This window comes from Rhodococcus sp. PML026 (assembly GCF_000963615.1).
Classification (GTDB): domain Bacteria; phylum Actinomycetota; class Actinomycetes; order Mycobacteriales; family Mycobacteriaceae; genus Rhodococcoides; species Rhodococcoides fascians.
Window position 1 is genome coordinate 552,382 of sequence record NZ_KQ031370.1, and the last position, 21,979, is coordinate 574,360.

The 21,979-nt window shown below is 65.5% G+C and carries 17 protein-coding genes; 8 read left to right on the forward strand and 9 right to left on the reverse strand.

Annotated elements, in window-relative coordinates:
• Nucleotides 1–57: 57 nt before the first annotated feature.
• The 3 genes from VF34_RS07135 to VF34_RS07145 all read right to left on the reverse strand — a co-directional run bounded on the left by VF34_RS07135 (nucleotide 58) and on the right by VF34_RS07145 (nucleotide 4,082).
• Nucleotides 58–1,140 carry an IS110 family RNA-guided transposase gene (locus VF34_RS07135; RefSeq protein ID WP_426374983.1) on the reverse strand — a complete coding sequence of 361 codons (1,083 nt, stop codon included), beginning with the start codon at nucleotides 1,138–1,140 and terminating at the stop codon, nucleotides 58–60.
• Between the two features lie 99 nt (nucleotides 1,141–1,239).
• Complete coding sequence (locus VF34_RS07140; RefSeq protein ID WP_196249592.1) at nucleotides 1,240–2,586, reverse strand: YibE/F family protein; 1,347 nt, start codon at nucleotides 2,584–2,586, stop codon at nucleotides 1,240–1,242.
• Between the two features lie 245 nt (nucleotides 2,587–2,831).
• Entirely contained in the window at nucleotides 2,832–4,082 is a 1,251-nt protein-coding gene (locus VF34_RS07145; protein ID WP_027495635.1) for a pyridoxal phosphate-dependent aminotransferase, read from the reverse strand.
• A gap of 105 nt (nucleotides 4,083–4,187) precedes the next feature.
• Here VF34_RS07145 and VF34_RS07150 point away from each other — a divergent pair, with 105 nt between their 5' ends.
• Entirely contained in the window at nucleotides 4,188–4,892 is a 705-nt protein-coding gene (locus VF34_RS07150) for an SOS response-associated peptidase (RefSeq protein WP_032375001.1), read from the forward strand.
• On the opposite strand, the gene VF34_RS07155 is transcribed toward VF34_RS07150, so the two are convergent.
• Nucleotides 4,889–5,125 carry a DUF3263 domain-containing protein gene (locus VF34_RS07155; RefSeq protein ID WP_032375002.1) on the reverse strand — a complete coding sequence of 79 codons (237 nt, stop codon included), beginning with the start codon at nucleotides 5,123–5,125 and terminating at the stop codon, nucleotides 4,889–4,891. The two genes, VF34_RS07150 and VF34_RS07155, sit on opposite strands and share 4 nt — an antisense overlap.
• Nucleotides 5,126–5,225: 100 nt before the next feature.
• Between VF34_RS07155 and VF34_RS07160 the strand changes: the two genes are divergently transcribed.
• Complete coding sequence (locus VF34_RS07160; protein ID WP_032375161.1) at nucleotides 5,226–7,139, forward strand: dipeptidyl-peptidase 5; 1,914 nt, start codon at nucleotides 5,226–5,228, stop codon at nucleotides 7,137–7,139.
• On the opposite strand, the gene VF34_RS07165 is transcribed toward VF34_RS07160, so the two are convergent.
• Together VF34_RS07165 and VF34_RS07170 are read right to left on the reverse strand one after the other, a co-directional pair.
• A complete protein-coding gene (locus VF34_RS07165; RefSeq protein ID WP_027495639.1) occupies nucleotides 7,132–7,401 on the reverse strand; it encodes a hypothetical protein in 270 nt (89 codons plus the stop codon). The two genes, VF34_RS07160 and VF34_RS07165, sit on opposite strands and share 8 nt — an antisense overlap.
• A 167-nt stretch (nucleotides 7,402–7,568) precedes the next feature.
• Nucleotides 7,569–10,958, reverse strand: a complete 3,390-nt coding sequence (locus tag VF34_RS07170; RefSeq protein WP_032375003.1) for a heterodisulfide reductase-related iron-sulfur binding cluster — start codon at nucleotides 10,956–10,958, stop codon at nucleotides 7,569–7,571.
• 539 nt (nucleotides 10,959–11,497) lie between these two features.
• Between VF34_RS07170 and VF34_RS07175 the strand changes: the two genes are divergently transcribed.
• Nucleotides 11,498–12,154: a DUF8020 domain-containing protein gene (locus VF34_RS07175; protein ID WP_032375162.1), complete on the forward strand. Its 657-nt coding sequence runs from the start codon at nucleotides 11,498–11,500 to the stop codon at nucleotides 12,152–12,154.
• Nucleotides 12,155–12,215: 61 nt separating this feature from the next.
• Here the strand turns inward: VF34_RS07175 and VF34_RS07180 are convergent, their stop codons facing one another.
• Nucleotides 12,216–13,559 carry a hypothetical protein gene (locus tag VF34_RS07180; RefSeq protein WP_032375004.1) on the reverse strand — a complete coding sequence of 448 codons (1,344 nt, stop codon included), beginning with the start codon at nucleotides 13,557–13,559 and terminating at the stop codon, nucleotides 12,216–12,218.
• Between the two features lie 141 nt (nucleotides 13,560–13,700).
• Between VF34_RS07180 and VF34_RS07185 the strand changes: the two genes are divergently transcribed.
• The 5 genes from VF34_RS07185 to VF34_RS07205 all read left to right on the forward strand — a co-directional run bounded on the left by VF34_RS07185 (nucleotide 13,701) and on the right by VF34_RS07205 (nucleotide 19,475).
• Nucleotides 13,701–14,885, forward strand: coding sequence for a glycosyltransferase family 4 protein (locus VF34_RS07185; protein WP_052063122.1), 1,185 nt, complete (start codon nucleotides 13,701–13,703; stop codon nucleotides 14,883–14,885).
• 99 nt (nucleotides 14,886–14,984) lie between these two features.
• Nucleotides 14,985–16,139 (forward strand): glycosyltransferase family 2 protein, encoded by a 1,155-nt coding sequence (locus VF34_RS07190; protein WP_196249593.1) that lies wholly within the window; start codon nucleotides 14,985–14,987, stop codon nucleotides 16,137–16,139.
• Complete coding sequence (locus VF34_RS07195) at nucleotides 16,136–18,361, forward strand: hypothetical protein (RefSeq protein WP_045841154.1); 2,226 nt, start codon at nucleotides 16,136–16,138, stop codon at nucleotides 18,359–18,361. The genes VF34_RS07190 and VF34_RS07195 overlap by 4 nt, the downstream gene beginning before the upstream one ends.
• Nucleotides 18,358–18,585 carry a hypothetical protein gene (locus tag VF34_RS25250; protein ID WP_032371870.1) on the forward strand — a complete coding sequence of 76 codons (228 nt, stop codon included), beginning with the start codon at nucleotides 18,358–18,360 and terminating at the stop codon, nucleotides 18,583–18,585. Before VF34_RS07195 ends, VF34_RS25250 begins: the two co-directional genes overlap by 4 nt.
• Nucleotides 18,582–19,475 (forward strand): glycoside hydrolase family 16 protein, encoded by an 894-nt coding sequence (locus tag VF34_RS07205; RefSeq protein ID WP_052063124.1) that lies wholly within the window; start codon nucleotides 18,582–18,584, stop codon nucleotides 19,473–19,475. The genes VF34_RS25250 and VF34_RS07205 overlap by 4 nt, the downstream gene beginning before the upstream one ends.
• A gap of 12 nt (nucleotides 19,476–19,487) precedes the next feature.
• On the opposite strand, the gene VF34_RS07210 is transcribed toward VF34_RS07205, so the two are convergent.
• Together VF34_RS07210 and VF34_RS07215 are read right to left on the reverse strand one after the other, a co-directional pair.
• Entirely contained in the window at nucleotides 19,488–20,540 is a 1,053-nt protein-coding gene (locus VF34_RS07210) for a S1 family peptidase (RefSeq protein ID WP_045841238.1), read from the reverse strand.
• 139 nt (nucleotides 20,541–20,679) lie between these two features.
• Nucleotides 20,680–21,978 (reverse strand): S1 family peptidase, encoded by a 1,299-nt coding sequence (locus tag VF34_RS07215; protein ID WP_032371871.1) that lies wholly within the window; start codon nucleotides 21,976–21,978, stop codon nucleotides 20,680–20,682.
• Nucleotide 21,979 lies beyond the last annotated feature (1 nt).

The window sequence follows — 21,979 nt, forward strand, 5'->3', positions numbered from 1 at the left end:
CGTTCATTCCGGACATCTATCCCGACGCAGATCGCTACTTCGGCGTCGGAGCTTCAGTCATTCCTCGAGCGTGGCCAACGACCAGCACCAGCCGGCCAGCTCTCGTGCGATCCCGGCATTGGCGACCACCGCACGTTTACCGCGTTCGTCGAAATGTTCCCACCGTGCGTGCAGCCGCCGGTTCGCTTGATGTCCTCGCGCTTTGGCTTTGGGAGTCGACGCCTTCCACCGTGCCACCAGTTCACGCCCCGGCCGATACGGCTTGCGATGATGCCAGGCAGCCTCGACCAGCAGTCGGCGTACGTGAGCATTGCCGGTTTTGCTGACACCGCCCTGCGACCGGGATTCACCGGAAGAATGCTCGGTCGGGATCAACCCGACGAACGCACCGATCGAGCGGCCGGTCAACCGGTCCCACTCACCGATCTCCGTCGCCAAACCGAACGCTGTCAACGTCGCCACCCCACGAAGGCACCCCAGCCGGGTCACCACCGGAGTGAACGACGAATGCGCAGCCATGTCCGCGATGGCGGTATCGAGACGATTCCGGCGTTCGGTGGTGGCGATGACGGTCTCGTAGGCGGTGTCGTAGGTGATCTGCAGTGCACGTGAATCGAACCGCTGGCGACGTAACCACAGATCGTGGGCTGCGGTCCAGGGTTTGCCGCCGCTGTAGATGATCCCTTGACGCAGCAGCACATGTGTCAGGCGATGCTGTGCGGACACCAGATCGCCGCGGCAGTCCTCCCTTGCTCGCACCAGATCACGAGCGGACTCCTGCTCGGTACTCGGAATCAGAACCGGCACAATAGAACTCAAATGAAGCAACCGAGCCAAATGCCGGGCATCACGGGCATCGGTCTTGATGCGGTCACCAGGGGGACGCTGAATTTTCGACGGTGCCGCCACCACACAATCGACACCGGCGGCCAACAGAAAACGGGCCAGACCGAAACCGGTCGGGCCCGCCTCGTAGACGACATGCACCAGTCCTGGCAGCGAACGAATCCACTCCAGGATTTCTTTGTGATCAGGCGACATGCGACGCTCGAACAACTCGCCCGTCTCGCCATCCAAACCGCACGCCACCACCGATCGTGCGTGCACATCCAAACCAACACTCGTACGATGATTCTTCACTGGGGCCTCCCACATCTGTGGCTCTACCGGCCAGGACCCACTCCTGTCGGCAACCCACGCTTACATGCGGAGGGGCCCCAGCCAAGACCTCCATACCGTCTACGCGCTGTGGCGGCCCGAGCCCCGCGATCGTGTGGGCTTGGCCTGCCGCGGCGAAGAGGGCATCCGCGACGAGGTGAGCGGCCGGGCCAGCAGGACGGCGATGGCAGTGGTGAGCGGTACCGACAGGGCAAGCGCGACGCCACCGACGGAGGACCGCACAATTTCGATCGCCACCGCGTCGCCGGTCAACACGTCTTGGATCGACCGGTCGGCGACGCTGAAGAGCAGAAGCAGCGGCAGCGCACCACCGGCGTACGCGAGTACCAGGGTGTAGACGGTACTGGCGATGTGATCGCGCCCCACCCGCATCGCGGCGGTGAAGATCTCGCGCCGCGACGCCGTCTCGTCCACCGATGCCAACTCGAAGGCCGCCGAGGCCTGGGTGATCGTCACGTCGTTGAGCACACCGAGCGAGCCGATGATGAAGCCGGCCAACAGCAGACCGGTGACGCTGACATTGCCGATGTACGTCTGCACCGCGGTGTTCTGTTCCTCCGACAACCCGGTGAGGTGCGTCATCCGAATCGCGACGTAGGACAGGACTGCGGCCACGCCCATCGAGGTCAGTGTGCCCAGTAGCGCCGAGCTGGTGCGCAGATTCACGCCGTGCGCCAGATACAGCACGGCGTAGAGAATGATCGCGCCGGCGACCAGCGCGACCGGAATGGCCGGAGCGCCGTCGAGCAGCGCGGGCAGCATGAACACCACGAGGACGGCGAACGCGATGAGCAGGCCCACCAGCGCGCGGAAGCCCCGCCAGCGGGCCACCACACAGATGACCACGGCGAACACACCGACGATCAACCCGAGCGGAAGCCCGCGGGAATAGTCGTTGAAGGAGTATCGGACTCCACCGGAGGGGTCTGTCTGCACAACCAGCCGGATGTCCTCACCGGCGCTCAGAGTCGGTTGGCCGGGACCCGGCGCGATCTCGAGTACCGTCCTTTTGCCTGCGTCCTCACCGGTGGTGATGTCGACGATGCTGCGCTGACATTCGTACGAGTCGTTGACCGCAGGGGTCGGGTTGCCGGTGAATGCTCGACCTGCGTCGGGACTCCCGCAGGGCCCGATGCTCTGCGAGGTGATGGTGCCCGCCTCGGTGGACACTGCACCGCCACCCGAGGTCTGGAACGGCAGCGGGATGTCGATGCTCTGTTTGCTGGGCCACAGCGCGAAGGCCCCGGCGATGACGGCGATGGCAATGGCGATCAGCAATCCGACGACGACCTTGGCTGCTACCGGTCCCAACGGCACGGGGGAGTCGCTGTGGCCGTGACCGTGACCCACATGAGAAGTGGAGCCCGGCGAGATGCCGTTCGAGGGTTGCGTGCCGTGTGGTTCCACGGTGCAAGGCTAGTACGGGGCCGGATCGGTTTCGGCCGGGTACTCGGCCGATGCGAGGAGCTCGGTGGCGGGGAGCAGGGGGGGCGTCCCCCGCCACCACCTGATCGACCCGGGGGGGATGGGTACGACCAGGGCTCGCGGGCACCGAAGTGCCGTCCGCCAATGTACAGATGATTCGCGGCGGGGGCGGGATCACCCCGGTGTTTTGTCCATCACTTTCAACTACTTGTCGGTAACTTCGAGCCTCACTGTTTGTACGAGGACAGGAAGTTGCCGAACCTCTCGATCGCAACGGCCAGATCGCGCGCCCACGGGAGTGTCACGATCCGTACGTGGTCATGCCCGGGCCAGTTGAATCCGGTGCCCTGCACCACCAGGATCTTCTCCTGCAGCAGCAGGTCCTGTACGAGCTTCTCGTCGTCGTAGATCTCGTGCACCTCGGGATCGAGTCGCGGGAATGCGTACAGCGCACCGCGCGGCTTGACGCACGAGACCCCGTGAATGGCGTTGAGCTTCTCCCACGCGACATCGCGCTGTTCGAGCAGCCGCCCGCCGGGCAGGATCAGATCCTCGATGCTCTGATACCCACCCAGAGCAACCTGAATGGCGTGTTGGGCAGGCACATTGGGGCACAGACGCGTTGACGCGAGCAGGTCGATACCCTCGATGAACCCCGCGGCGTGCTTCTTCGGGCCGGTGATCGCGAGCCATCCGGCACGGTAGCCGGCCACGCGATACGCCTTGGACAGACCGTTGTACGTCAGGCACAGCAGATCCGGAGCCAGGCTCGCCAGCGAGGTGTGCTCGGCGTCGTCGTAGAGAATCCGGTCGTAGATCTCGTCGGCGAGCAACAGCAGCTGATGCTTGCGCGCCAGATCGACGATGCCCTGCAGGACCTCCTTGGAGTACACCGCACCCGTCGGATTGTTGGGATTGATCACCAGCAGCGCGACGGTCTTCGGAGTGATCTTCGACTCGATGTCGGCGAGATCGGGATTCCACCCGTTCTCCTCGTCGCACATGTAGTGCACCGCCTTGCCGCCGGACAGCGTCGTCATCGCCGTCCACAGCGGGTAGTCCGGCGCCGGGATCAGTACCTCGTCGCCGTCGTCGAGCAACGCCTGCATCGTCATCGTGATGAGCTCGGAGACGCCGTTACCGAGGTAGATGTCGTCGACGTCGAGATCGGGGAAACCCGGTTCGAGCTCGTAGCGCGTGACGATGGCACGTCGAGCCGACAGGATGCCCTTCGACTCCGAGTAGCCCTGGGCGACCGGGAGCGCCGCGATCATGTCTCGCACGATCACGTCCGGAGCCTCGAAGCCGAACGGGGCCGGATTGCCGATGTTGAGCTTCAGGATGCGATGGCCCTCGGCCTCGAGCCGGGCCGCATGCGCGTGTACCGGTCCGCGGATCTCGTACAGCACGTTCTGCAGCTTGGTCGACTGCTGCAACGTGCGATAACGCGGCTGTGGGTGGATCTGCGGAGTGCTCACCCGTCACATCGTGCCAGGTGAGTGTCGCGGGAATCCACGAGGTTGTCGTTCGGGCACCGCTGTTTCACTGGGCCGTGTCGGTGGCAAGTGGAACAATCTCGTTCCATGTGCGGACGGTATGCCAGTACCCGGAGTGACAGCGACCTGCAGGCGGTCTTCGAGATCGCCGAGACAGTGGGCGACGAGGTGCCGCCGTCGTACAACGTGGCCCCGACCCAGACCATCAGGACGGTGCTCGAACGCGCGCCCAAGCACGAACCCGAGTCCGACGCCGTGCGCCAATTGCGTTCGGTGCGATGGGGATTGATTCCGTCGTGGGCGAAGGACGCGAAGATCGGGTCCCGGCTCATCAACGCCAGGTCCGAAACGATCACCGAGAAGCCGTCGTTCAAGAAGGCCGCAAGCCGTCGGCGCTGCATCATTCCGGCCGACGGGTACTACGAGTGGGAGAAGCGCGACGGTGCCAAAGTTCCGTACTTCCTGCACGAGCAGGGCGTGCTGGCGATGGCGGGTCTGTACGAACTGTGGCGAGACCCCACCAAGGCCGACGACGACGAGGACCGCTGGGTCTGGTCGGCCACCGTGCTCACCTCGCCTGCTGCGGACGCCCTCGGGCACATCCACGATCGCTCACCGGTTGTGTTGCCCCCGGAGCTGCGGGCGAGCTGGCTCGATCCGACGCTGACGGACCTGAGCGAGGTGTCCGAGCTGCTGGCCGCGATACCGGAGCCGCGGCTCGAGCCCTACGAGGTGAGTACCGCGGTCAACAGTGTGAAGAACAACAGCCCCGAGCTGCTGACTCCGGTCTAGCCCTGACCGTCGGTGCGGTGCCGACAGATGTCGAGCATCGCGGCTCGTTCGCTCACAGTCAGGTCGTGGGCCGCCGGGGAATCGAGGATGCGCTCGAGTCGCCGAAAGTAGGTGGACGCATCGACCCCGAACGCCACATAGATGTCCTCGGCACTGCCGCCGCCGTACCCATGCCAGGTACGACCGAACGTCAGAATCTCGTGGTCGACGGAGTGGGTGGTGGTCCGGCGCATGATCTCTCCCTCGTGCTGCGTCCCACCATCATCTGTGTCGCGGTTGAAGGTGCGATGAACAGCGCGTTACGTGCGTGTGGAGTTCACTAGGGTGGAGCAGGTGACCGCTCTCGCGTACGGATCCTGGCCCTCGCCCATCACCGCAGCCGACCTGTCGTCGGCCGGCCACCCCGTCGAAGGTGGACGATTCGTCGGACACGAGATCTGGTGGTCCGAGGTGCGGCCCACCGAACAGGGCCGAACCGCGATCTGCCGCCACGTCGACGGACAGGTCGAGGCGATCCTGCCGGCACCGTTCAATGCCCGCACCCGCGTTCACGAATACGGCGGCGGCGCATGGACGGCAACGCCGAACGGCGATCTGGTGTTCGCGGAATTCTCCGATCAACGCATCTACCGACTCACCCCCGGCGACTCACCACTACCGCTCACCCCGGCCCCGGCTGTGGCGTCGAGCATTCGGTACGGGGAGCTGTCGGTGGTCGGTACCGACGTGATCGCCGTCCGCGAGACGCACGACGCCGGAGCTGTCACCCGAGACATCGTCGCGATCGACCTCGGCGGCGGCGGAGTGCGCTCACTGGTCTCGGGATCGAATTTCCTTGCCTACCCCAGGCTTTCACCCGACGGCAGCCGCATCGCGTGGATCGCCTGGAACCATCCGCAGATGCCCTGGGACGGAACAGAACTGCGGGTCGCATCGCTGGCGGATCCGTCGTCGTGGACGGTGTTGGCGGGTTCGACCGAGGAATCGGTGTTGCAGCCGGAATGGATCGACGACGAGTCGCTGTACGTCATCAGCGACCGAAGTGGTTGGTGGAACCTGTATTCGGTCACGCTGGACGGCGCAGCGACGCCGGTGTCGACCCTCGATGCAGACTTCGGTGCCCCACTATGGCAACTCGGAGCCCGCTGGTACGACGTTCTCGACGACGGCACGCTGCTGACCGTTCGCACCGTCGGGACCGATACGCTCGCCGTTCTCGACCCCGCCACCGGCACCCTCGACGACATCGAACTCGACGGAGTGACATCGGTGGGGCTCGGGGGACGGCTCGGATCGACGGTTCTGCTCCGGGGCGGCGGTGCGCAGGTGCCGTCGGGGCTGTTCGCAGTCGACCTGTCCACCCGCGAATTACGCAGTGTTCGTTCGAGTTTCGAATCGATACCGGATGTCGCGTATCTGCCCGCGGGGCGTCAGGTCACCTTCCAGGGACCGGATCGCGAAGTGCATGCCATCGCGTACGCACCACGTAACCCGTCCTACGAGGGGCTCGACGGCGAACTACCGCCGTACGTCGCGTTCGTGCACGGCGGTCCGACGGCGCACGTGGCACCGGCGTTGAACCCGGTGTTCGCGTACTTCACCAGCCGCGGCATCGGCGTCGTCGATGTGAACTACGGCGGATCCAGTGGGTACGGGCGCGAATACCGTAACCGGTTGCGTGGACAGTGGGGCGTGGTCGACGTCGAAGACACCATCGCCGCAGTTCGTGGCTTGGCCGACGCCGGCCTCGCCGACCCGAACCGGCTGGCCATCGAAGGTGGTTCGGCAGGTGGCTGGACGGTATTGGCCGCGCTCACATCGTCCGATGTATTCGCCTGCGGTGCCTCGTACTTCGGCGTCGCCGAACTGGAGATGTTCGTCGCCGAGACGCACGATTTCGAGTCCCGCTACATCGACGGGCTCATCGGGCCGCTACCCGAGGCCCTCGATCTGTATCGCACCCGCGCGCCGGTGAACAACGTCGACGGACTCTCGTGCCCGGTACTGCTGCTGCAGGGTCTCGACGATCCCATCGTGCCGCCCTCGCAGGCCGAACGATTCCGAGACGCCATGGTGGAGAAGGGAATACCGCACGCCTACCTCACGTACGCCGGTGAGTCCCACGGATTCCGCAAACTCGAAACACAGGTGAACGCCCGAGAATCGGAGCTGTCGTTCTACGGGCAGGTCATGGGATTCACCCCACCCGGAATCCCCGAACTGGAGCTGTGGCGACCGTCTAGCTGAGTGGTGGGTGTGCGCGCTTCGCCTCGAGAAATTCGAGCAGCGCGCTGGGGATCGCGCAGTACTTGCTGTTGCCGACGGACAGTTTGCTGCCCGCCTCGAACGCCGCCTTCGACGGGCCGTTGTGCTCGATCACCAATGCACAGAGGCGCTCGTCGGTGCGGCCGGACTCGCAGCACTTCTCGACATGCGCTCGATCGTCGGGCGAGAGCGCCGTCCACCACTCGTCGTAGCGGCGAAAGAGCTTGTCCGCGTCGTCGGTCATGCCTGCTCCTACTTCTTCGGGTATGCAGTTCGGTTCCGACCATACTCACGATGTCCGATTCGTCCACCGCCGCGGGGGTCCAGCAGGGACTTCACACCCCTACCGACGACTGCGCGCCCCTGCTCTGAAGTGAGCAGGGGCGCGCAGTCGGTAACAAGGGTGGGAGGTTACTTCCGGCGACCCGGAACCTTTGCACCCGGAGCGAATCCGAGTCCACCGGCCTTCGGCTTGGGCGGAGTGCGATCATCCGAACCGTTGGATGTGGTCTCGGCCGCAGTGTCCGACGCTTCTGCCTTCGGAGCCTCTGTTTCCGGTACCTCGGCCTCTGGCGCTTCGGTGACCGGTGCTTCCGTGACCGGTGCCTCTGCTTCCGATGTCGGCTCGGCCTTTTCGGGCTCTGCTGCAGCCGGCTCGGCTGGTGTCGCCGCAGGTGCAGCGGCGGCCGCACCCGGTGTCCGCGCACCGGGCTTCTTGAATCCGGACTTCACGGCCAGACCCTTGGGCTGGACGGTCGGCTTGGACTCTGCTGCTACGGATTCGGATGCAGCAGCTTCGGTGGCGGGTGCCTCGGACGCCGTTGCCTCGGCAGCCGGTGCTTCAGCAGTAGGTGCCTCAGCAGTAGGAGCCTCGGACGCAGGTGCTTCGGCAGCAGGCTTGCCCGGTGCCTTGGCTCCCGGCTTCTTGAATCCGGACTTCACGGCCAGACCCTTGGGCTGGACGCTCGGCTTGGACTCTGTGGCTACGGATTCAGTTGCAGCAGAAGGTGATTCCGCTGCATTATCGGCCGCTTCCGGGGCGGGTGTCGACGCCGCAGGAGCAGCGTCGGCGGGCTTGCCGGGCGCCTTCGCGCCGGGCTTCTTGAATCCGGACTTCACGGCCAGGCCCTTGGGCTTGACGGTTGGAGTCGACGCGGAGGCCTCTGCGGGAGCAGGTGCTTCGGTTGCCGGGGGAGCGTCGGCAGGTGCCGGGGCAGCCGCCTTCGCGCCGGGTGCCTTGCCCTTCATCTGCAGACCCTTGCCACCGGGTGCCTTGCCACCGGCCAAACCGAGGCCCTTGGGCTTCGATGCGTCCGCGGCAGTATCGGCCGAGTGCCCCGACGTCTTGTCGGCTTCGGCGTTGGCGGGCGCAGAACCGGGTGCCTTGGCTCCGGGAGCTTTCGCAAGTCCCTTCATCTTCAGGCCACCAGCAGCCTTGGCCGGCTGCGCCTTCTTCGTCTCGGCTTCGGGATCGCCGCCTTCGGCTGCGACCTCGATCTCCTCGACGCGCCCCTTCTCCTCGACGGCTGCGACCTTTTCGGTGGCCAGCTTCTCCTCGGGAGTCTGCTCGCGGGGGATGACCTTGATGTTCTCGGCCAATACCGAGGACTCGACGCGGGTGATCGATTCGAGCATCAGCTGCGCGACGTCGACAACCTCGACGCCCTCGTGCGCGCCGCCTTCCTGGCGTGCGGTGACACCGTCGGTGAGCATGACGCGGCAGAACGGGCAGCCCGTGGCGATCTTCTTCGGGTTGGTCGCAAGCGCCTCGTCGACCCGGTCGATGTTGATGCGCTTGCCGATGTTCTCTTCCATCCACATACGAGCGCCACCGGCACCACAGCACATGGACCGCTCACCGTGACGCGGCATCTCCTTGAGGTTGGAACCCGACGCAGCCATGAGCTCACGCGGGGCGTCGTACACCTTGTTGTGACGGCCGAGGTAGCACGGATCGTGGTAGGTGATGTCCTGGCTGACCGAGGCCACCGGGATCAGCTTCTTCTGCCGCACGAGACGGTTGAGCAGCTGCGTGTGGTGGACCACCTCGTAGTCACCGCCGACCTGCGGGTACTCGTTGCCGAGTGCGTTGAAGCAGTGGGCGCAGGTGACGACGATCTTGCGCTTGCTCTGCTCGACGCCGTCGAACACGTTGTTCAGTGTTTCGATGTTCTGCATCGCGAGCTGCTGGAACAGGAACTCGTTGCCTGCGCGGCGAGCGGAGTCGCCGGTGCAGGTCTCGTCCGCGCCCAGCACCATGAACTTCACGCCTGCGGTGGCGAGCAGCTCGGCGACGGCCTTCGTGGTCTTCTTGGCGCGGTCCTCGTAGGCTCCGGCGCAGCCGACCCAGAAGAGGTACTCGTAGTCCTGGAACGAATCGGCGTCCTGGCCGAAGACCGGGATGTCGAAGTCCATCTCGTTGATCCAGTTGAGGCGGTCCTTGGAGTTCTGACCCCACGGGTTGCCCTTGTTCTCCAGGTTCTTGAACAACCCGGCGAGCTCGGACGGGAACTCGGACTCGATCAGCACCTGGTAGCGGCGCATGTCGATGATGTGGTCGACGTGTTCGATGTCGACCGGGCACTGCTCGACGCACGCACCGCAGGTGGTGCAGCTCCACAGCACCTCGGGATCGATGATGCCGCCTTCGATGGCGTCGGCGACGAGCTTGCGATCGGCTTCGTCACGCGCATTCTGCGGAATGGCGTCGAGCGCCTTCTGGTCGACGTTGCCCTCGGCATCGACGAGTCCGACCTCGTCGCCCGCCATGTCCTTCTTGCCGCCGGCCAGCAGGTACGGGGCCTTGGCGTGGCTGTGATCGCGCAGCGACATGATCAGCAGCTTGGGGGAGAGGGGCTTGCCGGTGTTCCAGGCAGGGCACTGCGACTGGCAGCGGCCGCACTCGGTGCACGTGGTGAAGTCGAGCCAGCCCTTCCAGCTGAAGTCTTCGATCTTGCCTGCACCGAACGCGTCGACGTCGGGATCGGCCTCTTCCATCTCGAGGACCTTGCCGCCGGACATCATCGGCTTGGCGGCACCGAGGGCGACGGTGCCGTCGTCCATACGCTTGAAGTAGATGTTCGGGAACGCGGTGAAGCGGTGCCACGCGACGCCCCAGTTGATGCGGGTGCCCACGATGTAGAGCCAGATCATGCCGGACATCAGCTTGATCAGAGCAAAGATCGACACCATGTTGGAGTTGGCCGGCAACAGCTCGGCGAGGCGCATCGTGAAGAAGTCGGTGTAGGGGTTCGCGTGTCCGTAGGTGGCGATCTTGCCCGCCTTGACGAACACCATGCCCAGGCCCTCGATGAGGACAACGGCCTCGACGAAGTAGGCGGCCTTGAACCCGGAGCCGGCGAAGCGTGACTGACGCTCGGGCTTACGCGGGTGGTTGAGCTGTCGAATGATGATCAGCGTGGTGATGCCGATGACGGTGCCGAGCCCGAGAATCTCGTCCATCAGGTGGTAGACGGCGGTGTCGCCGACGATGGGCCAGTGGAACTCGGGGTTGAACGTCTGTCCGTAGGCCTCGAACCAGAACACGGACCCGACCATGAAGCCGATCATCACCAGCCAGTGCGCCCAGCCGACGGTGCGGAACTTGACCATCTTGGTGTGCGCGGCGAACTCGATGATCATCTGCTTGAAGCGGGGGACGATCGGTCGCCAACGGTCGGGTGCCGGCTGACCCAGCCTCACGATGTTGAACATGCGCAGGGCGCCACGAATGAAGGCGTACCAACACACGAGGCTGAGCAGAGCACCGACTGTGCCCAACGTGATCGTCAGGGCGTTCATGTCGCGGCCTTTCGTTCAGTGGCAGCTGGAGCAGCTACCGCGGGTCCAGCCCGTCGAGAGGAATACAGCGATGTTACCTGCCAGTAGATCGCGAAATCTACCGACGGGTAACTTAGGTCAGAATCGCCTGGAGCGACGCTGGTGGTTGCGCGCACGAGACCGTCCGACGGGTGGGCTGAACTCGTCAGTAGGTTGTCGCCCGCATCACGTTAGGCGTACGGGCTTGTGACTCCTGCGAGAAGGCAGACCTAACCCGGCCGAATCGGCCCGATGTCGGAGGTTTGCCGACGGCTGCGGCGTGGAAAAAGAAAGCCGTGAAACCGAACGAAAGTGCGGTCTTTCTGTCCGATTCGGGCGTTGTGATTGTTCATAACTTTTCGGACACGGTAAAGGGTCGGTAGCACAACGACCGGTCTGATTGATGGTTTACACTGCCTGTGGACCAGAGGTGCGAGGACGTCATTCGGGGTGATGTCGCGTTCGACGGTTTGCCGCCAAAAGCACTGCAGCACATGCACAGAAACGGAACACAACACCACATGAAACTCAGCAAACTGGTCGTCACCTCGGCTCTCGTAGCAGTTGCTACGGGTCTGGCCAGCGGAACCGCCTACGCGCAGCCCGACACCAGCGCCACGACCCCCGACACGAACTACTCCGTCGAGCTCGAAGACCGCACCATCGTCACCACCATCGATGCGGGCGTCTTCAAGGTTGCCGACGACGGCAAGACCGTCGACGTCCTCGACGCCGCCGACAACACACTCGTCACCCTCCCGCTGTCGTTCAACCTCGGCGGACTGAACTTCCCGTACGAGCAGAACGTCGACGACAACGGCAAGACCCTGCGTCTGGTGCCGCAGCTCGACTTGACGAAGGCCTCGGCCAACTCGCGCAGCATCGGCGCGACGACTGTCGCCTCGCCCGAGGAAAACCTCAAGGCGCAGCAGAACTTCTCGTCGCAGCTCGGAATTGCCACCGCGATCGGCGGATTCACAGGAACCGCTATCGGTGCCCTCGCCGGTGGACTCGGCTTCCTGGGTGGACCGGTTGGCTTCGCTTCGGTTCCGCTGGGCGCGACCGTCGGCGGGATCGTCGGTACCGTCATCGCGGGTGGCCCGACCCTGGTCGTTGCCGGCATCGACCTTCTCAACACTCTGAATGCGGCCCCCGGAACTTCGGCCTGGGCCAAGTAGTCACAGCGCATTCTTCCAAAGAACCCACGATCTCGTCGAGGTCGTGGGTTCTTTTGTGTTGTCAGGCAGCAGGATTGGTGGCGACGGCTGCGGTCGATGCGTCGGCTTCGAGGAATGCGATGGGCGTCGAGCAGGCGGCGCGCAGTGCCCGTCGGATGGTGTCGGCATCGACGACGTGCGAGTGGAACGATGCGGCGACGCGAATGGAGTCGCGTAGCCGTGCGGTCGTCAGGGTGATGTGTCCGTGGCTCGCGGGTGCCACCATGACTCGGTACGAGCCCTGTGTCTCGCCGACGAAGGCGATGTCGTTCAATCGGGCATGCCGGCCCATGTCGGACAAGGCCAGACGGATGGTGTCGGGTGCGGTGGGCGGCGGGGTGTCGGTCGCGCGGGCGGAGCGCAACCTGGCCAGTTTCGAGCGAAGTGCGACCAGCATCAGGTTTGCGATCGGGTGCCCGCAGTCGATGATTCGGCGCCACTGGCGGGACAGGAGAACTGTGTCGGTCGTGTCGGGGAGGTAGACGTCGATACCGGCCGACAGGTTCGCAAGGGTGGTCAGCTCGGGTGGTAGGTACCGGCGAACGTCGAACAGCACTTTGGCGACATCGTCGACGGCCAGTCCTTCGGCGCGCAGTGCGGCATCGAGGGCGGCGAAGAACAGGATCGAGATCGACTGTCCGGGTCGGTAGTCGTCTCGCCACCTCGCCAGTTCTCGGGTGCACTCGATCGTGGCGGCCGCGGCCACCACCTCGACGGGTGAGCCTGCGGCGGTCGGTGCCGCCTGTGTAGATGCCGTCTGTGTGGACCCGTGACCGGCCGACCCGCCACCTGCATGCTTACGTCCGCACACTCCGATACTCGGGTGAATGCGTGAGCGCAGCAGCCGGGAAAGCCGCCTGGGATCGGTTCCGAAACAGCGCATCGCGGCTACGGCGAGCGGGTGACGCGTCTGCGCTGATGTCGCCCAGCGGGGCACGATGCCGTTGCGAGCGTCGGCATCAGCGAGTGTGTGGGAGAGGTTGATGATCATCTGACCGTCGCCGAGCCCGTGATCCATGTAGAACACCACGTGGTCGCCGCGCACCGTGATGGACAATGGCTCGGCGGGGTCGTGCGTGGCCAGTAGCTGCGACATCGCGGTGTCGTAGTCGTCCTCGGTGATCGCGGAGTCTTCCCGGACGGCGTTCAGCGGGGCGTCGGGATCGTATCGCCAGCGACGGGTGCCGGAATCTGGACGTAGGCCCACTCGCGCGGCCGGGCCGATGCTCATCGTCGTGCGTAGCGCCCGGCGGATCCCGTCGACGCCACCATGATCGACAGGACCGAAAGCCACCACGGTCCAGTTGCCCGCAAGCGCGACATCGGTCTCGTGAACCGTGACGTGCGAGGGAAAGACCACGTTCATCGCGTAGGTCCCTTCCGATAGACGGCTTTACTTCTTGTTTATGAAAGCCTCAGAAGCAGTATGAACTCAAATGGGTATTCCAGCCAACTCTGAGTACGATGTAATGGAGTCAAACAAACTATTGGACAGGAAACCGGAGTCGTGGACGGAGTCAGCGAAGTGCAAGTACTCGCGGTCTCGCTGTCGACATCGGTGGGCGGAACCGATCACAGTCTGCGAAACGTGGCGCTGGCATTACAGCCTCTGGGCGTGACCGTCACTCTGGGTGCGCCCGGTGGCAGCGACACCGAACAGTGGTGGCGAGCAGCCGGCCTGTCGTTCCTGCCACTCGACCTGCCGCAACGCATCGGAATCCATCGTCAGGGCGAGAAGTCTTTGCATCCCCTCGGAGGGCTCGCGGCGCAGGTGCCGAAGAGCGCACGCACGGTGTCGATACTTCGGCGAGCTGCCCGCGACTTCGACGTCGTGCATTCCAACCATCTGCTGCTGCACCCCGACGCGGTGCTCGCGTCCCGACTCGCACGCACCCCGGTCGTCGTCGAATTTCACGACATCGTCCCCGTCGGACCTGGGCGCGCACTGCTCGCCGCGATCGCGGCGACGGCAACCCACACGGTGGCCGTCAGCACTGCCGCAGCACAGCAACTCCCGTCGCTCACTCGTGGACGGGTGAGCGTGGTGCACCAGGGAATCGACACCACGGCCTTCGCACCGGGTGCCGGTGACCCGGCTCTGCGGGCCGACATGACCGCCGACCCCGATGCTCCACTGATCGCAGCCGTCGGCCGGATCGATCGCGAGAAGAAGCTCGACGTGCTGATCGACGCCGTGGCACGGGTGCGTCGGTCCGGAGTCGACGCGCATCTGGCGATCGTCGGCGCGCCCAGTGAGGACGACGGTGGCTATCTCGTCGAGTTGCAGCAGGCCGCGGAACGGTTGCTGCCCGGCGCGCATCGTTTTCTGGGCCGCACAGACGCGGTGGCGTCGACATTGCGTGCCGTGGATGTGTTGGCCTGCCCGTCACAGGACGAGCCCTTCGGGCTCATTGCCCTCGAGGCACAGGCCTGTGCGGTGCCGGTCGTGGTGAGCGACACCGGGGGCCTGGTCGATTTCGTCTCGCACGAGCGCACCGGCCTCGTTGCCCGAACCGGCGACGTCGACTCGCTGGCCACGCAATTGTGCAGGATGCTGACCGATCGCGGCCTGGCCGCCACCCTCGCCGAAGCCGCGCGAGGGCAAGCCGTCGGACAGTTCGATTCCCGACATCGCGCGAAGCGTTTCGCCGACATCTACAGTTCAGCAATCGGGAAGAAGCGCATCACATGACGTGACGCATCGGCTCTGCAGCGGAGCCGACGACGCAACCCAGCCGTGCGGATGTCGGGGCATCCGCACGCACACGCTCGTACCGAATCGGAGTTCTTGATGCTCGACCACATGGCCCCCGGCGTCCCGCGCCGCCGCACCCCGCAGCGGGTCGGCGTTGCCGTTCTTGCCGCGACTGCGACCGCGACCCTGGCCGGGGCCGGCTGGGTCCTCGCACCCAGACGGTCGCCGGAACCCCTGCGCGCAGCAGAGAAATTCGTCGACGGCGACCTCATCACCGTCGTCGTGGGAACCGTGGGCAGGCCGTCGCTGCATGGCACGGTCGAGGCCGTGCTCGCCCAGTCCTACCCGTCCGTGGAGATCGTGGTGGTGGACAACGCACCCACGTCGGGACGGGTGGACGACGCGTTGAGGTCGATCGACGATCCCCGCTGCATCGTCGTCCGTGAGCCGCGCCGCGGGGTCTCGCGAGCCAGAAACACAGGTGCGCGGCACGCGTCGGGCCGCGTGATCGCCTTCACCGACGACGACGCCGAACCGGATTCGCAGTGGCTCGCTTCCGTGGCGCAGGTGTACTCGGCAGACCGAGACGGTGTCGTGGCCGGGGTGACCGGACGGGTCGTCGGACTCGAGGTCGAGACCGATCAGCAGCAGTGGTTCGAGGAATCCGGGTTGTTCGAGAAGGGATCGACGCGCACGGTCTGGACCCTCGCGCCGACCGGATCGATCGACGAAGAACTGGGTGCACGCGGCACCGCAGCGCTGTTCCCCTACACGGCCGGGGAGATGGGCAGCGGCAACAACATGTCGTTCCGAAAGACTGCCTTCGACTCGCTCGCAGGATTCGACGAGAGGATCGGCCCGGGCACGCCCACCAAAGGCGGTGAGGACCTCGAGCTGTTCCGACGTGCAGTGCTGCGCGGGGGAACGATCGTCTACGACCCGACGGCCGTCGTCGGCCATCATCATCGAGCCGATCACGAAGCGTTGCGCGAGCAGATGTTCGGGTACGGAAGCGGAATGGCCGCCATCGTCACCAAACTCTTCCTCGACGGCGGAGCTCCGGCCCGCGCACTGCTCGGCCGGCTCCCGACAGCATTCCGCATGCTTCTCGCACCCGAGGAGAACCGCTTCGCGGACGGGGCTCCGCCGATGCCTCGCGACCTCAAGCTCACCGAGCTCTACGGCTACCTGTGCGGGCCGTTCCTGTACGTCAAGGCCATCATGGTCCGCGGCTCCGGGATCAATTCATGACGGTAACCGACACCGCCGACGCACCCGATGACACGGTAGGTCGAGCCGATCCGACGCGCCCCGACTCGAGCTATCGCGGGGCGCAGGCGCTTCTGTTCGCTGCCGCAGCGGTCGCCATCGCGTCGACGCTGCTGGCCATCCTCGCCGGATCCGATCACGCGGGTGCGGTACCCAACGGGCTGCGGGTCGCCGTGGTCGTCGCCGCCGTGACCCTGTTGCCCGGGGCACCCATCGCGGTGCTGCTACGCCTCCGACAGCCGGCACTGGTCGGTTCGGTGACGGTCTCGATCTCGTTCGCGACGATGCTGATCATCGCGCAGGCCGAGGTCGTCACCGGGAATCTGCGTCCGGTGACGGTGCAGCTCTACATCTGTGCGGTGTCCGCCGCGCTCATTCTGTGGGCGTCGCGAACGTTGGTGCCTGCGGTGCCCCGACCGCGCCCGGACCGGACTGCGGTGGTGACCCGGTACGCACTTCTCGGCGCGGTGGCCGTCGCCGTCGTGCTGTTCGCTCACGCCACGAAGGTGCTCAGGCCGCAGGCGTCCGGGGCGTTGGGCGTCATCACCCATATCGGCTTCAGCTACCTCGTCGCGCTGGCGATCGTGGCGGCCGTGATCGCCGTGGCGCTGTCGCGGGCCCGACTCGACCCGGTGGTACTCGGCGCGGCCGGTCTCGCTCTGATCATGTTCACCACGATGTACGTGTCGTTGGCCGACGGCGTCACGTCGATCCCGACGGCGTACACCCATCGCGGGCTGATCGACATCATCGCGTCATTGCAGGGTCTGCCACCGCCGTCGGACGCGCGATTCAGTTGGGCCGGGTTCTTCTCTGCCGGAGCTCATATGTCGGGTGCCGGCGCACTGTCGGACCTGTCGCCGATGCTGCTGTGGGCTCCGCTCTTCTATGGCGGCGTGACCATGTTGCCGCTGTACTCGATCGCGTTGTCGCTGACCGGGCGCAGGCGCGTGGCGTGGATCGCGGTGATCCTCTACCTGTCGTTCAACTGGTACCAGCAGGACTACTTCGCGCCGCAGCCGACGGCGACCATGCTGTACCTGACCATCTGCGCCTTGCTGCTGTGGCAGTTGCGCAGTGCGCCCCTGCCGTCGGCCCCGCGGTCGTGGCGTCGGTGGATCGTCACGGTGTCGCGGCGAACTCTGGGCACGGTCCCCGGTGTCGGTGCCGGCCGCACCCTCGCGATCGAGGCGCTGATGATCGTCATGATCGCGGCGATCGTCATCACTCACCAGCTGACGCCCATCGTGTTGATCGCGGCGCTGTTCCTGTTCTCGCTCACCGGAACCACGCGGTACCGACTGCTGTGGCTGTTCGCGGTCGCGCTGTTCGTGGCCTGGTTCAGTTACGGAGCCGTCGACTACTGGAAGGGCCACCTCGCGTACGTGCTCGGCGATGTGGGACAGGTGTCGGGCGCGGTACAGGGCGGCGTCAGCGACCGGATCGGTGCCGATCCGCTCTACCAGAAGATGCAGTATCTGCGGTTGGCGGCGTCGGGCGCGCTGTTGATGTTCGCGTTCGCCGGTTGGCTGACCTACCGCCGACGCAAGACGTGGCTCATCGGCGGCTTGCTCTGCATGGTGCCCTTCGGTCTGGTGCTGGTGCAGAGCTACGGCGGTGAGGTGGTGATCCGGTGCTTCGTGCTGGCGTCGCCGTTCATCGCGCCCTACGCCGCGGACGCGTTGGTGCGCACCTTCGCGATCATTCGACGGTTCACGGGTCGATCGGCCCAGCCGCGGCACTGGTCGCGCACCATCGCCGCGACCGCGGCAATCCTCGGAATTGCCTTGATACTGACGGCAACTCGCGGGTTGAACACCTCGTTCGAGCACACCGACGAGGATCAGATCCGATACGGAGACGCATTGATGCGGTCGGTTCCGCAGGGCTCGGAAATCATGGTCATCGGAACGGCGGCCGGGCTGGTGTCCGCACGCTATTTCGACGACGTCAGAGTGGCGACCATGGAATCGTTCGAGTGCCTCGACGATCTCAGCGGGTGCGTCCGAAAGGAGAACCCCGACTTCGTGTTCACCACTCGACAATCGTCGGCGCAGATCTACCTTCAGTACGGATATTCGCAATCGGTCGTCGACCAACAGCTGGGCATGCTGGTCGGATCCGACGAGTATCGCGTGGTTGTCGAAACCGCCGACCTGACCATTCTGCAGAATGCGTCCACCCCACCGGTGGTGCTCAAATGACAGATCTGTGGCTCGGCTTCCTCGCATTCGGTGCCCTGTTCGCGGCACTGATCGTCTCGTCGGTACTGCGCGAACGCGAGGTGCCCTCCGACGGAGCGATCGGGCGCGGCGGCAACGGACGCATCAACCGCGCAGTGGTGCTCTCCGCGACACTGATCGTGCTGTTGCTCCTGGCCGCAGTGGTCGTAATCGTGCGGTTCCAACAGATCGCGATCTGGGAGTGAGAATCGGACGCGGCCTGTCGGTGGCCCTACTGGTCGTGGCGACGACGGTGTCCTGTGCGCAGTCGACCGGACCCCAACCCGAGTTGGTCAGCAACGAACGGTGCGACCCCATGGCCGACGACGTCATGTCGGGTGAAGCCGTGCCCCGGGAGGACCTGCCGGGGTGGCGGCAGACCTTCGTCGACGATTTCGACCGGTGCGATCTCGGAGACGACTGGGGTGCGTACTACGGCCAACCCGGAGGCGACCCGGCCAGTTGGTGGGAGTACGAACAGGCCTCGGTCACCGGTGGCGCACTGCGGCTGCGCGCCGAGCAGAAGGACGGCCGCTGGGTGACCGGCGGCGTCTCGAATTCGCCTGTGTCACAGAGGTATGGCAAGTGGGACGTACGGCTGCGTGCGGACCGATCCGACGAGATCAGCTACCACATTCTGCTGTGGCCCGCCGACGAGGTGTGGCCGCCGGAGATCGACATCGCCGAGAGCGCCGACGGGACCAGGCAGACGATGTCGTCGTTCCTGCACTGGAGCGGCGCAGAAGGAGACCGTCACTTCTCACAGGCGAATCTGCAGTTGGACACCAACGACTGGCAGACCGTCGGAGTGGAATGGGACCCCGAGCAGATCAGGTATCTGGTCAACGGAAAAGTCTGGGCGCGAACACCACTGGGAGCATCCATCCCGGACAAGCCGATGTGGTTGGGCATCCAGGCCCAGGCGGGCGCGTGCACCAAGCTCGAATCCTGGGGTGTCGGAGAATGCGGCCTGGCGGGAACACCCGACGTCGCGAACGTGGATGTGGACTGGGTGTCGGTGTACGAATCGGACGGGACACCGTCCGCCGTGGAGGACACGGCGTCGGGATCGGTTCTGCTGGAACAACAGAACTGACCCGGAGCCGACCTACGACGTACGAACCGTCAGGCCCGGGTTCTCGGCGAGAATGTCGTTGATCGGCGTCGCGAACAGTTCCGGGCGCTGACCCTGCAGCATGCTGACGACGGTCGCGATCTCGCACGAGGGTTGATCGCCCACGTTCGACGCGTTCGCGATGCCCACGGCGAGCGTGCCACTGACGATGGGGCCACCGCTGTCGCCGCGCAGCGCGCAGATCGACGTGGAGAAGCTGCGGTCCAGGACGTTGCCGCCCATGGTGACGTGCTGGCCCGTCGACAGGATTGTGCCGCAACTGAATCCGGTGGTGGCTCCGGATTTGCAGACCGGCGCGCCGACGACCGGATCCACCGTGCCGGTGATCAACAATGGGCCGGACCCGGGAACTCGCATCGCGTTGCTCTCGAATTCCCCGGTGTTGCCGTCGTCGATGTCGATGAGCGCATAGTCGTTGTGCGCCCGGCTGGTTCGATAGAACGAGCCGAACTTGGAGCCGACGAGGCTGCCGTACATGGGGTATGCGCCCGTCGTGACGGCGGAACCGGTGCTCGACTCGCCCGGATCACAGTGTCCTGCAGTGATGTTGACGGCACCACGCGTCGGATCGACTGCATTGAAGCCCAGTGAGCAACGCAGACCGGCCCCGGCCGGGGTGCCGGCGAGAAAGCTGTCGCCGCCGAGATACGAACTGGCACGAATGGGCCCTGCGGTGAGCGAGGGATCGAACGGCACCCGGTCGAGGAGCGGACCGAAGGCATCGAGGACGGGGGCCGGGATGTCGAATGCAGCCGGGTCGATCACGAATCCGGCGGCCGTCGCCGCGTCGATCACATCCGCGTGGGACGGTCCGTCGGCGACCGCGACGACCGGCAGCCCGGCCGCGTCGAGATGGCCACGGACCGCCGGGCCGACGGCAGCTGTGAACTCGGCCAAGCGGCGCGCTGTGTCGGCGCGGTCGAGAAACTGCTGAGGGCTGAGCCCGAGATCGCGTGCCACAGCGTCGGCCAGTGACGCCGGTTCGGGCGGTGCCGCAACGGCAGTGGGTGTGGATACCACCGTCATGAAGAGCAACGAGACAGCAGTGACCGATAGTGCACACGCACGGCGACGCATAACGACCTTCCCCCCGGGCATCGAACGATGTGATGCCGTTCACTTCGCACACGAACTATAGGGGGTCGGAGGCCTCGGGCGTAACGGTTTACCCGGTTCGGACTGTAGCTCCGGTCGCGCTCGTGACCTGATCGATGGGAATGCCCAGGCTGGCGGTGCCGCCGAACTGCGCCAGCGCGAGGTTCGCCTCGGTGCAGTCGGGTGCTCCGCCGCTGTTGGATCCGCTGGTGATGCCGAGTGCCAGCGTGCCGGTGACGATGGCCCCGCCGCTGTCTCCGGCCAATGTGCATGCGGTGCTGGCGAAGCCGCGCACGGTGCGCGACGTGCCGTCTTCCATGAAGAGTTGCGTCTCGACGCGGTCGGCAGCCACCACTCCACACGTGAACGACGACGACTGCCCGGATTTGCAGACGGGTGCGCCGATGACGGGGGATGCCGTTCCGGTGACGGTGACGGTGCTGCCGTTGGCCCCGCGAACGGTGGGGCGGTCCAGCCCGGCCTTCTGTCCGGCGGCGTCGAGGCCGATGACCGACCAGTCGAGGCCGTCCGGCGCTCCCAGGCTCGAGCGGTCGAACGAGCCGATCTGGGAGCTGCGCGCAATGTCGGCCGGATCGGGCAGGTACACCGGTGCTCCGCCGGCGCCCGTGGCCTTGTTCGGATTGCAGTGTCCCGCAGTCAGATTGACGGCGCTGCCGTCGGCGTCGACGGCATTGAAGCCGAACGAGCAGATGCTGATCTCGGTCGGCGGTGCGTCGGCGATCGGCCCGGCGGTGGTGACGTACGTGTCGCCGCCCATCGGTGCCGGGTCGGCGGGCTTGTTGCCACCGGGGGAGAGCATCACCTTGATGTTGGCCAGCAGGGTCGGCAGGTTCAGGGCCTTGCCGATCGGACTGTTCGCCACATTCAGCACGATCTGGTTGTCGATGAAGTCGATGGCTGTGCCGTTGATCTGCTCCGAGATCTCACGAGGGAGGCCGGCGATCCACGTGTTCAGATCTGCGAGCGACTTCTCCAGCCCGTCCGCGGACACCGGCGACTGCGCGGTGGCGTAGCCGTCCTTGGCGACGGCCTGCGCGGCTGCGGGAGAGGTGACGGCGACGACGGCATTACCGTCGGGCCCGATCCAGGCACCGGCGAAATCGGCGGGTCGGCTCGCCCGGAAATCCGACGCGTAGGCCGACAGCTCCTGCGCACGTGCGGCACGATCGAGGTACTCCTGCGGGGAGATCTTCAGATCTCGCTGCACGGCTTCGACGAGCTCTCGCGGAAGCTGATCGGCGGGCGACTGAACCACAGGTTCGGCCGCCGCTGTTCCGGAGAACGAAGCAAGAAGTACGAAAGCCGTCGAGCACAGCACTGCAGTACGCAGAGCCCCGGTGTTACGCATG